This is a genomic window from Agrobacterium sp. S7/73 (genome assembly GCF_019355535.1).
GTDB lineage: Bacteria > Pseudomonadota > Alphaproteobacteria > Rhizobiales > Rhizobiaceae > Agrobacterium > Agrobacterium tumefaciens.
In genome coordinates this window covers 2,533,458-2,546,856 of record NZ_CP072136.1, presented here as the reverse complement: position 1 = coordinate 2,546,856, position 13,399 = coordinate 2,533,458, and the positions used below count along the sequence as shown (strand labels likewise).

12 protein-coding genes, 1 tRNA gene and 1 riboswitch are annotated in these 13,399 nt (G+C 57.4%); of the genes, 9 read left to right on the top strand and 4 right to left on the bottom strand.

Annotated features, from left to right (window positions below):
* The first annotated feature begins 1 nt into the window (after nucleotide 1).
* Both argF and J5276_RS12670 read left to right on the top strand, forming a co-directional pair.
* Nucleotides 2-919 (top strand): ornithine carbamoyltransferase, encoded by a 918-nt coding sequence (gene argF, locus J5276_RS12675; RefSeq protein ID WP_003514928.1) that lies wholly within the window; start codon nucleotides 2-4, stop codon nucleotides 917-919.
* A gap of 223 nt (nucleotides 920-1,142) precedes the next feature.
* Entirely contained in the window at nucleotides 1,143-2,132 is a 990-nt protein-coding gene (locus J5276_RS12670; protein WP_003514930.1) for an Hsp33 family molecular chaperone, read from the top strand.
* Between the two features lie 38 nt (nucleotides 2,133-2,170).
* On the opposite strand, the gene apaG is transcribed toward J5276_RS12670, so the two are convergent.
* Both apaG and J5276_RS12660 read right to left on the bottom strand, forming a co-directional pair.
* Nucleotides 2,171-2,563, bottom strand: a complete 393-nt coding sequence (gene apaG, locus J5276_RS12665; protein WP_003514932.1) for a Co2+/Mg2+ efflux protein ApaG — start codon at nucleotides 2,561-2,563, stop codon at nucleotides 2,171-2,173.
* 236 nt (nucleotides 2,564-2,799) lie between these two features.
* A complete protein-coding gene (locus J5276_RS12660) occupies nucleotides 2,800-3,984 on the bottom strand; it encodes an O-succinylhomoserine sulfhydrylase (protein WP_003514934.1) in 1,185 nt (394 codons plus the stop codon).
* A 42-nt stretch (nucleotides 3,985-4,026) separates the two neighbouring features.
* A riboswitch (SAM riboswitch) is annotated at nucleotides 4,027-4,105 on the bottom strand.
* Between the two features lie 73 nt (nucleotides 4,106-4,178).
* On the opposite strand from J5276_RS12660, the gene J5276_RS12655 reads away from it, so the two are divergent.
* The 4 genes from J5276_RS12655 to J5276_RS12640 all read left to right on the top strand — a co-directional run bounded on the left by J5276_RS12655 (nucleotide 4,179) and on the right by J5276_RS12640 (nucleotide 6,631).
* Nucleotides 4,179-5,276 (top strand): 2'-deoxycytidine 5'-triphosphate deaminase, encoded by a 1,098-nt coding sequence (locus J5276_RS12655; RefSeq protein WP_111804437.1) that lies wholly within the window; start codon nucleotides 4,179-4,181, stop codon nucleotides 5,274-5,276.
* Nucleotides 5,277-5,332: 56 nt separating this feature from the next.
* Nucleotides 5,333-5,406, top strand: a tRNA-Gly gene (locus J5276_RS12650).
* 154 nt (nucleotides 5,407-5,560) lie between these two features.
* Nucleotides 5,561-6,247 (top strand): aquaporin Z, encoded by a 687-nt coding sequence (gene aqpZ, locus J5276_RS12645; protein ID WP_065703780.1) that lies wholly within the window; start codon nucleotides 5,561-5,563, stop codon nucleotides 6,245-6,247.
* A gap of 90 nt (nucleotides 6,248-6,337) precedes the next feature.
* The gene (locus J5276_RS12640; RefSeq protein WP_019564341.1) at nucleotides 6,338-6,631 is read left to right on the top strand and encodes a hypothetical protein; all 294 of its coding nucleotides are present in this window, start codon (nucleotides 6,338-6,340) and stop codon (nucleotides 6,629-6,631) included.
* 135 nt (nucleotides 6,632-6,766) lie between these two features.
* Here J5276_RS12640 and J5276_RS12635 read toward each other — a convergent pair whose 3' ends face one another.
* Nucleotides 6,767-8,704: a glycosyltransferase family 2 protein gene (locus J5276_RS12635; RefSeq protein WP_162632880.1), complete on the bottom strand. Its 1,938-nt coding sequence runs from the start codon at nucleotides 8,702-8,704 to the stop codon at nucleotides 6,767-6,769.
* 170 nt (nucleotides 8,705-8,874) lie between these two features.
* On the opposite strand from J5276_RS12635, the gene J5276_RS12630 reads away from it, so the two are divergent.
* Nucleotides 8,875-9,636 carry a transporter substrate-binding domain-containing protein gene (locus tag J5276_RS12630; RefSeq protein ID WP_019564339.1) on the top strand — a complete coding sequence of 254 codons (762 nt, stop codon included), beginning with the start codon at nucleotides 8,875-8,877 and terminating at the stop codon, nucleotides 9,634-9,636.
* A 40-nt stretch (nucleotides 9,637-9,676) separates the two neighbouring features.
* Here J5276_RS12630 and uppX read toward each other — a convergent pair whose 3' ends face one another.
* Nucleotides 9,677-10,903: a Wzx-type polysaccharide biosynthesis protein UppX gene (uppX, locus tag J5276_RS12625; RefSeq protein ID WP_236761474.1), complete on the bottom strand. Its 1,227-nt coding sequence runs from the start codon at nucleotides 10,901-10,903 to the stop codon at nucleotides 9,677-9,679.
* Nucleotides 10,904-11,253: 350 nt separating this feature from the next.
* Between uppX and uppY the strand changes: the two genes are divergently transcribed.
* Both uppY and J5276_RS12615 read left to right on the top strand, forming a co-directional pair.
* On the top strand, nucleotides 11,254-12,549 hold the full coding sequence (uppY, locus tag J5276_RS12620; protein WP_025592405.1) for a Wzy-type polysaccharide biosynthesis protein UppY: 1,296 nt from the start codon (nucleotides 11,254-11,256) through the stop codon (nucleotides 12,547-12,549).
* 27 nt (nucleotides 12,550-12,576) lie between these two features.
* Nucleotides 12,577-13,329, top strand: a complete 753-nt coding sequence (locus J5276_RS12615; RefSeq protein WP_112154781.1) for a polysaccharide deacetylase family protein — start codon at nucleotides 12,577-12,579, stop codon at nucleotides 13,327-13,329.
* Nucleotides 13,330-13,399 lie beyond the last annotated feature (70 nt).

Sequence of the window (13,399 nt, the reverse complement as noted above, 5' to 3'; positions counted from 1 at the left end):
AATGGGTTCACCAAAACATTTTCTGGACCTCTCGGCCGTCGGGTCGGAGGATCTGCGGACAATTCTTGATGATGCGCGCACGCGCAAGATTGCCACCAAAACCGGCACGGCGGAAAAGCCGCTTGCTGGCAAGATGCTGGCAATGATTTTCGAAAAACCGTCCACACGCACCCGCGTCTCCTTCGATGTCGGCATGCGCCAGCTCGGCGGTGAGACCCTGTTCCTGTCGGGCACGGAAATGCAGCTGGGCCGCGCGGAAACGATTGGCGATACGGCCAAGGTGCTGTCGCGCTATGTCGATGCCATCATGATCCGCACCACGGATCACTCGCGTCTGCTCGAGCTTGCCGAACACGCCACCGTGCCTGTTATCAATGGCCTGACGGACGACACGCATCCCTGCCAGATTATGGCGGATATATTGACGTTCGAGGAACATCGCGGCCCGGTCAAGGGCAAGACCATTGCCTGGACGGGTGACGGCAATAATGTGCTGCATTCGTTCGTGGAAGGCTCCGCCCGTTTCGGTTACCGCATGGCGATGGCAGTACCGATGGGTTCGGAACCGCACGACAAGTTCCTGAACTGGGCACGCAACAATGGTGGCGAAATCTCGCTGTACCACGATGCCGATAAAGCAGTGGCGGGCGCTGATTGCGTCGTCACCGATACCTGGGTGTCCATGAACCAGGAACACAAGGCGCGCGGCCACAATATCTTCCAGCCTTATCAGGTCAATGAAGCGCTGATGGCGAAGGCCAACAAGGAAGCGCTGTTCATGCACTGCCTGCCGGCGCATCGCGGCGAGGAAGTAACGGATGCAGTGATCGACGGGCCGCAATCGGTGGTCTTCGACGAGGCGGAAAACCGGCTCCATGCTCAGAAGTCCATTATTGCATGGTGCATGGGCGTCATCTGACCGCTATCGGCCGGGTGCTTGAACTCGGCGATGCACATTCCCATCTGTGGGGCTTCGAAGACGCTCGTCGGCTTTTCGCTGGCGGGCCACCTCACGATTTGCACGATTTTCCCCGGAGGCGGTTTCGCTTCCCGGATCTCTGTGCGACAAGCTGAAAAAGTACATTTTAAAAGCCGGACTTTTGGACGGTAGCGGCGCAACGGCTGCGCCAAGGAGTTATGACATGGCAGATGTAACGGTTGAACTGGACAATCTCGATTTAGCTGGCGACGACAAGGTTGTGCCCTTTCAGGTCGAAGGTCTGGACGTGCGCGGTCGCGCCGTACAGGTCGGGCCGCTGTTGAATGCCATCCTCGAACGTCACGAATATCCCGAGATTGTCGCCCGCCTGCTCGCGGAAGCAACGGTTCTGACGGCGCTGATCGGCACATCCCTGAAATTTTCCGGCAAGCTGACTGTGCAGACCAAGGGCGACGGCCCGGTTGACCTTCTGGTGGCGGATTTCACCGCGCCCGAGAGCATGCGCGCTTATGCTCGTTTCGATGAGGAGCGGCTGGCGGAAGCTGTCGCTGCGGGGCAAACCTCGCCCGAACAACTGCTCGGAACCGGCATTCTGGCCTTCACCATCGATCAGGGCGTCGGCATGCAGCCTTATCAGGGCATCGTGCCGCTGGACGGTTCTTCGCTGGAAGAAATCGCCGGGGTTTATTTCCGTCAGTCGGAACAGCTTCCCACCCGCGTGCGCCTCGGCGTTGCCCAGTTCTTCGACCGTGACGGCGAAGGCAAGCCGCGCCATAGCTGGCGTGCAGGCGGCGTGATTGCCCAGTTCCTGCCGCAGGCGCCCGAGCGTTTGCGCATGCGCGATCTCCATGGCGGTGACGGCGACGAGGGCGATTATGAAGTGGCGGAGGACGATGCCTGGACAGAGGCAGTGTCGCTGCTGAATACGGTGGATACCGACGAGCTGACCGATCCGCAGGTGCCAGTGGAGCGTCTGCTTTACAGGCTTTTCCACGAGAGCGGCGTTCGCATCTACGATCCGCAGGTCATTTTCGACCGTTGCAGCTGTTCACGGGACAAGATCAAGGGTGTGCTGTCCGGTTTCACCGCTGAGGAGATCAAGGCGAGTGAGGAAGACGGTGCGATTGCCGTGACGTGCGAGTTCTGCTCCACGACCTATCGTTACGATGTCAGCGAGTTTGAAAACGTCTGACGAGGAGAGCCGCGCTTGTGAATGGCGCGGCTTTTTTGTCAGTTCAGCACCCGCAACAGGCCGGGTGAATCCAGTGAAAAGGCGGGGATGGTGACGTTGAACACCTCGCCTTTGTCCGTTTCCATTTCATAGTGGCCAAACATAAGGCCTGACGGCGTATCCAGCGGGCAGCCGGATGAATATTCGTAACTGTCGCCGGGGTTCAGATGCGGTTTTTCGCCGACGACACCCGGCCCGTAGACCTCATCCACCTGTCCGTTCTGGTCGGTGATGTGCCAATAGCGGTTGACGAGTGTTATCGGAACATCGGAATTGTTCGAGATCACGACTTTATAGCCCCAGACATAACGATCGTCATCCGGGTCGGACTGCTCCTCGAGATAATACGGATCGACCGTTACCTCGATATCCCTTGTCAGAGCACGATACATACGCGCCACACCTCGATATTTTCCCTGCTGCCATCATCCTACACTACAGGTTCTGGCTATCGTCAAGAAAATGAATGACTTGACGACCACGTGCATCTTCTGTTGCGCCGTTTTTTCACCGTTAGGGATAACGGTAAAGGTAAATATTGGTTGCCCGACGCGGGCTCTCACCCAGGCGGGATGCGTGCCATGGCCCGACGGCGAAGTCGGGCCATGGCGGTATGTCGATTGAATCCTTAAACTGAAACGGCCGCAAGACCCTTCGCCAGATCTTCCAGCAGATCGTCCGTATCTTCGATACCGCAGGAAAGACGCAAGGTCCCGCCGGAAATACCCAGTTCGGCACGCGCCTCGTCGGTCAGGTTCTTGTGCGTCGTGGTGCCAGGGTGGGTAATGAGGCTCTTGGCATCGCCGAGATTGTTGGAAATCTTCACGATATCAAGCGCGTTCTGCAGTGCGAATGCCGCTTCCTTGCCGCCCTTCAGTTCGAAAGCCACGAGCGTCGAGCCGCCCGACATCTGCCGCGCGATGATGTCTGCCTGCGGATGGTCGGCGCGACCAGGATAGATCACTTTGGCAACCTTGCCGCTGTCGGCGAGGAAATCGGCGATCTTCGAGGCATTGGCCGTCTGTTGCTTGACACGCAGCGGCAGGGTTTCGATGCCCTTCAGCAGCGTCCAGGCATTGAACGGCGACATGGCTGGGCCGGTGTGGCGGAAATAGTCCTGCAGCTCTTCCTCAATCCACTTCTTGTCGGAAAGGATCACGCCGCCAAGGCAACGGCCCTGACCGTCAATATGCTTCGTCGCCGAATAAACGACGATATGGGCGCCGAGTTCGAGTGGCTTCTGGAAAAGCGGTGTGGCGAAAACATTGTCGACAACCACTTTCGCGCCGATCTGGTTGGCGAGCTTCGCCACGCCGGCAATATCCACCACTTCGAGCGTTGGGTTGGTCGGGCTTTCGAGGAAAAACAGCTTGGTGTTCGGCTGGATCGCCTTTTCCCAATTGTTGAGATCGCGTCCGTCGATCAGCGTGCACTCGATGCCGTATTTGGGTGCAAGCGTTTCTACCACCCAACGGCAGGAGCCAAAAAGCGCGCGGGCAGCAACGATGTGATCGCCGGCACGCAGCTGGCACATGATGGCGGCTGTCACGGCGGCCATGCCGGAGGCAAGCGCACGGGCGTCTTCCGCACCTTCCAGCAGGCACATGCGCTTTTCGAACATGTCATTGGTCGGGCTTGCATAGCGGGCATAGATGAAGCCATCCGTTTCGCCCTTGAAGCGCGCTTCGGCGGCTTCGGAGTTTTCGTAAACGAAACCCTGGGTCAGATAGATCGCTTCCGACGTTTCACCATAGGGTGAGCGTAGCGTACCACCGTGAACGAGCTGGGTTGCCGGGCGCCATTTATTGCTCATGTGATCACCTCAAAACAAAAAAACCGGTCGCAAAAGCAGACCGGTTCCTAGCACCCGGTCTTTTTAGCCACTTGTTTAACGTGGCTGCAAGCCGACCGGCCAAATCACCACGGGATAAGCTTGCCATACTGCCGTTACCGGCTTGCGTCAATGCTTTCCTTTTGGTTTTGTCGCCGTAAAAAGGAATGATGATCATGACCAGAACCACGGGCATTTTGGCGGATGGCGCGATCAGGGCGCTGTTTGCGGGCGGCAAGCTGAAAAGCGAGGCTGATCTCGATGTCGATCAGGTGCAACCCGCGAGCCTCGATCTGAGACTGGGCTCCAAAGCCTATCGCGTGCGCGCCAGTTTCATGCCCGGCCCCGGAACCCGAGTCATCGACAAGCTCAACCGCTTCAGCCTGCACGAGGTCGATCTGAGCGAGGGGGCGGTGCTGGAAACCGGTTGCGTCTACATCGTGCCCTTGATGGAGAGCCTCGAGCTGCCGGCGGATATGTCGGCTTCGGCCAATCCGAAAAGCTCGACGGGGCGTCTTGATATCTTCACCCGTGTCATGACCGACAATGCGCAGGAATTCGACAAGATACCTGCGGGCTATGCCGGCCCGCTCTATCTGGAAATCAGCCCGCGCACCTTCCCGGTCGTCGTGCGCCGTGGCTCGCGCCTCTCGCAAATCCGTTTCCGCATCGGCCACTCGTTGCTCAACGAAGCCGAGCTTCTGAAATTGCACGAGACGGAGATGCTGGTCGCCAGCGAAACCCCTAATGTGACCGGCGGCGGCATCGCGCTTTCCATCGACCTAAAGGGGTTTGGCGAAAAAGGGCTGATCGGCTATCGCGGCAAGCATCACACAGCGGTGGTAGATGTCGACAAGAAGGCTCAGCACGATGTTCTCGATTTCTGGGAACCTCTATACGCCCGCGGCCGTGCCGAACTGATCCTCGATCCGGATGAGTTCTATATTCTCGTTTCGCGTGAAGCCGTGCATGTACCGCCACTTTATGCGGCCGAAATGACGCCCTTTGATCCCTTGGTGGGCGAGTTCCGCGTGCATTATGCGGGCTTCTTCGATCCAGGCTTCGGCCATGCGCAGGCGGGCGGCACGGGCAGCCGCGCCGTTCTCGAGGTGCGCAGCCACGAGGTGCCCTTCATCCTCGAACACGGCCAGATCGTCGGCCGGCTTGTTTACGAGCACATGTTGCAAAAACCTGATGGCCTCTACGGCAGCGGCCTTGGCTCCAACTATCAGGCACAGGGCCTGAAGCTCTCCAAGCATTTCCGCACCGAGTAATGATCCTGTCGGGTGCTTGACACCCGATAAGAACTGTCCGATGTCTTGTGCGCGGCGCGGGTGTAGCTCAATGGTAGAGCAGCAGCTTCCCAAGCTGAATACGAGGGTTCGATTCCCTTCACCCGCTCCATATTTTCAAGGCAATCCAAACAACTTCCTGGCCGGTCAAAAGCGCGCATGTCACCGCCATCGCTGCGGCAAACGTGCGACTATGCGATTTAGCTTGACTACAATTAAATTGCACGTAATAGTTGATGCGGTCGTAACATTATTGGGGGAGTGTTATGAGTCGCAAGCTTCTTTCGGAATTTCTTGGCACTTTCTGGCTCGTGTTCGGAGGTTGCGGCAGTGCTGTTTTTGCCGCTGCTTTTCCTGAACTCGGCATTGGCTTTCTCGGTGTCGCTTTCGCTTTCGGTCTCACGGTTTTGACCATGGCCTATGCGGTCGGCGGCATTTCGGGCGGTCATTTTAATCCGGCCGTTTCCGTCGGTCTGTCCGTTGCTGGCAAATTTCCGGCATCGAACCTCGTTCCTTACATAGTGGCGCAGGTTTTAGGGGCGATTGTCGCGGCGGGGGCGCTTTATGTCATCCTTACCGGCAAAGCCGGTGCCGATATTGGCGGTTTTGCCGCAAATGGTTACGGGGAACATTCACCGGGTGGATATTCGCTCGTGTCGGCGCTGCTGATCGAAGTCATTTTGACGGCATTTTTCCTGATCGTCATTCTGGGATCGACGCATGGCAGGGTTCCCATTGGTTTTGCGCCGATCGCAATCGGCCTTGCTCTCACACTTATTCATCTGATCTCCATTCCGGTCACCAATACATCCGTCAATCCGGCCCGCTCGACGGGACAGGCATTGTTTGTTGGTGGATGGGCGCTGCAACAGCTCTGGCTGTTCTGGCTCGCTCCGATCCTCGGAGGCGCAATCGGCGCCGTGGTCTGGAAACTTTTCGGCGAGAAAGACTAAGGCTCAAGGCCCGCTTTCTCCGGCCCGCACAGACATGAATGGGAAGCATTGTTTCTCCGAATGGTCGGGGAAACCTGTGAGGAGGATGACATGGATCTTACTTCGATATTGGCCCAAATTGTCGGCGGTGCGGTTGGCGGTTCGGCCGGCGGAAAAATACTCAAGGATTCTGATCTCGGTGCGCTCGGCAACCTGATTGCCGGCGCTATTGGCGGCATCGGCGGAGGAACCGTGCTCGGATCGCTGCTCGGGACGGCGGGAACTGCTGCCGCCGGCGGCATGGATATAGGCGCTCTTGCCGGCCAGCTTGTTGGCGGCGGCGTCGGCGGCCTGATTGTCCAGATCATTGTGGGCCTTATCAAGAACAAGCTCGTTACCAAGTAGAGCTGCTCGGCCGATCTTTTGCGAAGCGATAAAGCTTGCCGATGGAGAAACCTCGATCGGCAAGGCGTTTTGGTTTGTGCCATATCCGCAGTGGCGGCGCTGACGGAACCGGAATTCGTTTATGAAATCTGGTCGTCAGGCCTTGTTCCTGATGACCGGCATATGCGGCGTCTTGTTCCAGACGAACGGCTTGGTTTTCAATTCCACCACGGCGCGCCATGCGGCGAGTGACAGCATCAGCCAATAAAGCGGGATCGCCAACCAGCGCCGTCCGACCTGTTGTTTCTCATGAGCTATCATCCTGTTTCTGCCCATCAGTACGAAGATGGCGTAGCTTCCGAAAATATTCAGCGTATCGATGAAAAACAGAATGCCCTGCCAGGAAAGCAGCATATCCGTGCCGTTTTCCCGGATTGCCATGGCCATGAAGGCGAAGGAAACAAACAGCAAGGGATGGGCCAGCGACGACAGAAGCATGCCGCCGATCAGCAGCTGAAAGACGATATAGGCGATCCATCCCATGCGGCGCGCGGTCGTGAAGGGCGAGCGGGTCATGACCAGCCAGCTTTGCAGCCAGCCCTTGTACCAACGCGCGCGCTGGTTCAGCCAGACGGAAAGCGAGGTCGGGGCATCCTCCAGTGTCTGTCGCCGGATGACACCGCAGCGATAACCCAGCCTGTGCAGCCGGAGGCCCATATCGGCATCTTCCGTCACATTATAGGGGTCCCATCCTCCCACCCGGCGTAACACGGCGGTGCGGAAATGGTTGGAGGTGCCACCAAGCGGCAGCGGTAACCTGCACGCTGCAAGAACTGGCAACATGCAGCGGAAAAGGCCGGAATATTCCAGTGCGAAACAGGCGCTGAGCCAGGAGGAACTGGCATTGCTGATAATAAGCGGCGCCTGCACACAGGCCACCTCGTCCGGCTGGTCGCGGAAGGCGGCATAGGCCTCGCGCAATTGCAGCGCATGCGGCCGGTCCTCGGCGTCGTAAACGGCAACGAAAGTGCCACGCGCGCCGGAAAGCGCATAGGTCAGGGCCTTGGGCTTCGTGCGTGGCATGGATGGCGGCACCTTGACGATCTCGATATGCGGACCGGGATTTATCCGCTGGATGGCCTCGATCGTCGCTACGTCGTCTGCCTCGCATACAAGCTTGATATCGAGCCGGGATTTGGGCCAGTCCAGCCGCTCCAGCGCATGAATGAGCTGCTCAACGACCGCCTCTTCGCGATAAAGCGCCACAAGAATAGTGTAGACCGGCAGCTCCCCGTCCTGCTGGAGTGGTATGACGGTTTTCGCATCGTTTCCTTTTGGCGTATGGACAAGTGCAAACAACCTGAAAAGCAAGGTGGAGAGATAAAGCATCGTGAGGGTGACGTGAATATAGGCCATGGCCGCCTGCGTATAAAACAGTAGCGACAGAACGAGCAGGGTAACGAAAATGCCGCTGACAAAACCCTGCTCGCCATGCAGCGTGATCCTTGCGGAATGCTGCGGCGCCGCGTTGAAAAGCTGATGTCGCGTGTCTCGGCAGCGGCGTGCTTCGCCGGCCTTCCAGATTGCGCTGCGCATGGCCTGTGGTGTGGTCACGGCAAGTTCTTCGAGAAGATACGGACGCTGATCGAGGATGCCTTTCAGCAATTCCATCCTTGCCAGTTCCGGCACGATCAGCAGCACTGGCTTACCATTCAGCGGTGTCAACCGCAGGAGCCGTGGTTCGGCTAGTTGCGCGTCCAGGTGATTGAGGTCTGCCACACGACCCGGATCGATTTCCGGTCGGAACGGCAATCGCAACAATCTGGCAAAAGCACCGTAATACGCATCCGCATCGACCAGGCCGCTCGCCAGCAATTCGTCTTCCACGGTTGAGCCGTTTTTGAGGGCCTGCTCTTCGAATGCAGCGATGTAAGGCTTGCCGAACCCCAGCGAAGAGAGAAAGCGTGTTGGTCCGTGCTCGTCCGGTTCGGGCGCTGTCCAAAGCGGATTGTCGCCGATGAGCGAAAACGCAATTTTTCGCCCCGCTGACGTCGTGCGGAACGATTCTCGTGTATAGTGCCTAAAATAATCCATGCATCGCCGCCGCCGCCATGGTAACGCCCTGCTTCTTGCTACGGACAGTATAGATGAGAATGATGAATGTAACGCGGAATATAGTTATTGGTTTTACTTTAGCTGTCGCTTTACAATTCGGTGGTAATTTGGGAGAACTTCACGCGGAAGGTCTCTCGGACAGAAACCGCATGCCGGTGCTGTTTGATGCGCAAGAGCGGTTTCCGGGTGGCGATCTCTCCTCCGTCCCCCGGATCAGGTTTTTGATGTCGGTCGATTTCCCACCCTTTAATTTTACCGATCAGGAAGGCCGGCTTGCCGGTTTTCATGTCGATCTGGTGCGCGAAATCTGCGCCCAGCTGAAGGTTGAGAGCAAATGCCAGGTGCAGGCACTGCCGTTTGACGAGCTGGAGGCAGCGCTGGAAATGGGAGAGGGCGAAGCGGTGATTTCCGGCATTGCCACCACCGCCGATCTGCGCAAGAGTTTCACCTTCTCGCGACCCTATCTGCTGTTGCCCGCCCGTCTTGCCGTCAACAAAGCTGCGAAATTCACTGGCTCCGGCGCAGATGCCCTGTCGGGAAAGAAGGTGGGTGTGGTCACGGGCTCGCGGCACGAACAGATGCTCAAGGCATTTTTCCCCAAAGCCTCGGCTGAAGGCTTTAATGGTTACGAACCCATGTATGAGGCGTTGAAGACGGGCAAGGTGGACGCGGTTTTTGCGGATGGGCTGCGTCTGCCTTTCTGGGTTTCGGGAAGCGCGTCCGGTGCTTGCTGTGCGCTTTTCGGCGGACCTTATTTATCCGACAGATTTCTTGGCGAAGGCCTTTCCATCATGGCAGTTGATCCGGACGATGTGCTAGTACCGGCCTTTGATCAGGCGCTTGCCGCGCTTTCGCGTAATGGCCGGCTGGAAGAAATCTACCGGCGTTATTTCCCCTACGGGCTCTATTAGAGAAATCCGGTTTCACTCGGATCGGGGCCCGGATGACGTTCTATTTGGCGGTCGCAAAGGCTTCTTCGTTGCGCCGCAATCGCAAAAGCGCGATCCAAACGGCGGCGGCGATGGCGGTTTCCACGAAGAAATAGCTGCCGATCGTTCCGGAAATGCTGAAGGACCAGGTGAGGAAGGCGACGATAACGGAGCCGATGAGATTGCCGCTGTTCCATATCTTGGCGCGGATATCCTGCCGTCCGGATGCGCCAAGCGCCTCAAGCGCGGTCGCCGCAACGGCCATCGGCAGCACGACCCAGCAAAGGATACGGGTGATGATCGGCAGCGAGACGTATTCGTCGCCGAACAGTAGCGGCAGGAAGGGTGCGATGATGAAGATGACCAGCGCGCTGCCGACTGCGATTACAAGCGCTGCCTTCAGCACATTATAAGCGCGCTCTATGGTCTTTCCGATACCCTGCAGGGCGGCTGAGGCCGACCCCGGATAGATCAGCCGGTTCAGAGCCTCGACGGAGAGGTAGGAGCTGTCGAGAATTCGCCGGGCAATGGAGTAGCTGCCCAGAACCTCGGCGCTGGCAACGGCACCGAGAACGAGAATATCGGCATTGCCACGCACGGCCTTGAACAGGAACTGGGTGGAAAACAGGATGCCAATGCGGATTTCATCGCGAACGATCCGGAAGACCGGCCGACCGAGCCTGCTGATCGCCTTCAGCGAAATCACTGCCGCAATTGTATGGGCAGCCAGGTTCCACAGGGCCCAGGCCTCCACCGTCTCCACCTTGAAGATGAGACAGGCGACCACGGCGGCAATTGTGCGGGCAACGGCGAACATCACTTCCAGCTTGTTGGCGGAGGCGAAGTCGGAATGGGCGATGAAGCTTTGGGTGGAAAGCGAAATGACTTTCAGAAGGATGAGGTTCGTCACCAGGATCACGAAAGTGGTGATGAGGGTATGCAGCAATGTTTCCGACGTCGGGAAAAACACCGGGATCGTGACCATGCCGATGATGGTCAGCACAATGCCGGTAGCGGCGCTCAAGAGATAGCTGTGGCCGAGCATCACGGGAAACATGCTGCGATCCTGCGCCACGCGGCGGATCAGCGATTCCTGCGAACCGAAACCACAAATCTGTACGCCGAGATTGGTCACGGCCGTGATCGAGGCATAGAGCGCGAATTGTTCCACGCCGAGATGGCGGGCAAGCAGGGCGAAGGTCAAAAGCTGGGCGGCGCTGGACATCAAAAGCGCCCCGCCGGATGCCATATAGGTCAATCCGAGTCTGACTAGATGGCTGAACCGCGGCGTATTCAACGACACCTTATTCTCCGTGCTTTCCGGCGTCGCCGGGCGAATTCAAGATAACTGCCGTGTTCTTAAAATTGATGAACTGGAAAACCCGGCAAGGGTGCAATAATTCGAAGGCCGTCGACCTCTATGAATGGCAGTTGCCCAGTCTTAGCCTTCTTGAGGTAAGAGAGGGTTAAAGCAATTGTATAATAATGATGATAATGACTGTTATGGTTATTTGGACATGGCCCGGTTTCAAAAAGGGTTTCGTTGTTCGTCACAAGGCAGGCCAATGATCCGATTATCCTTTTTCGATGTGGCCGACGATGCCGCCTTTCACTGATACGCAGTCCATTCCTGTACAAAGCAACAGCATGTCGCTTACGGGCGGCCGTCGCGACGCGATTTTTTTCGTCGTCACGATGCTTTATATCTGGATTTCCGTTGCGCCTTTCGAAAATCTTGCGGCTGCACCCGTGCCGCACGCCGCCGCAAACCAGCTGACCGGGCTGGTAATTGCGCTGATGCTGGGTGTTTTTGCCCTGCGTCATCGGCTGACGGGGCTTTTGTTGCGGCCGCGTCTGCCCATTCTGCTGTTGTTTTCCTGGCTGGTGATTTGTTCGGTGCTTGGCTCCCAGCCTGGCACTTCGCTGCAACGTTTGCTCTTTACGGGCCTTCTGTGCTTCATCACCAGTGTCCTCGTCGTCATGCCGCGCGACAGGCGGCAGTTCGACCGGATGATGGCCATCTTCGCCGTCATCCTGCTGGCGCTCTGCTACTTCGGGGTGATCTTCCTGCGCTCGCGCTCGATCCACCAGCCCTACGATCTCGATGAAACGGCGCTCGCCGGCGATTGGCGCGGCATCTTCAATCACAAGAATGCCGCCGCTCCGGCCATGATCATTCTCGTCATGATCGGGCTTTACCTGCGCAATAGCTGGTCGACGGTTGGCGGCATTGTCATCACGCTTCTGGCAGGGTTCTTCCTCTGGAAAACCAACGGGAAAACCGCAGCAATGCTGTTGCCCGTCACTGTTGCGCTGGTCTGGGTCATGGAAAGACATGCCGGTCGGACATTGCTGATGATCGGAGGTCTTCTGGCTTTCCTCAACATCCTCGCGGTCGGCTCCACCTATTTTCCGAGCATACGGCATGTGGTCGATAGTCTGGGGATCGATTCCACCTTTACCGGCCGAACGGATATATGGCGCCTGTCCTTCGACACGTTTGCGCAATCGCCGATCTTCGGGCAGGGTTTTCAGGCATTCTGGACGAGTGACCGGCTTCTGGCGCAGGCCGATACTGCCGGCACCTGGGCGGTCACCGCCTTCCATGCCCATAACGGCTTTGTCGAAAGCCTGCTGAATGGCGGCCTGCCGGCCTTTGTTCTCATCGTCATATGGCTCGTCATCATACCCGCAAACGATTTTCGTATAGCTGTGAACAAGGGTACCGATCCGGCATTAACGCGGCTTTTTGCACGAATTTGGGTGTATGCACTGCTTTCTTCGTGTCTTGAGAGTAATTTCTTTACCGGAACCGGGCCTATCTGGTCTTCTCTACTGATTGCAATCTATTGTTTGAGGCATCAGGCGTACGACATACTTGAGCAGGGGCAGTAATTTGCAGACAGGCCGGGGGGCTTATGCATGACACAAAAAATCGGGACATTTGCAGACAGGATCAATAACCGGCTGGTGCAGTACTTTCCAGGACCGGCGGCGCTGATCAAAACGTCCGAACCAATCGTCTCCTTCACATTCGATGATGTGCCGGCGACCGCCTGGACAAAGGGCGCGCGCATTCTGGAAAGCGAGGGTGTTCGCGGGACATTTTATCTCGCAGGTACTTTTATCGACAAGCACTATGAACAGCAGGACATGATTTCAACCGAAGGCTGTTCGGAACTTGCAGTGGCTGGCCACGAGCTTGCCTGCCATACTTTTTCCCATCGCAAACTCTCGAGCTTTTCACGGCGCGGGCTTGAAGAGGATCTTGATCACAACGAAACCGTGCTGGGATCGTTCGCCAAAAACCGAGGCAGGCGGAATTTCTCCGTTCCTTTCGGCATGGCCTCGCCCGTCATGCAGCCCCTGTTACGACGAAGGTTCAAGACCGCTCGCGGCATCATGCCTGGCATCAACCGGGGCAGCATCGATCCGTACAATCTTGCCGGGGTGGAGTTGCGCGCGGACCAAAACTATCTCGATGCCGCCGATCGTTGGCTCGAGGATGTTTTGCAAAATGGCGGCTGGCTCATCATTTTCACCCATGATGTTTCGCAGACGCCGAGCTTTTACGGTTGCCCGGAAGACAAACTTCAGAGCCTTGTCCGCAGGGCAGCTTCCGGCGGCGCGAAGATCATGACGGTTGATGCCGCGGCAACGTCACTCGGTCTGTAAAGGGATAGTATCGACGCCTGCTCTCTGAGTTGTGCCCGGGCAAGTAGGACGCCTGTCTTCGCAATGGCGG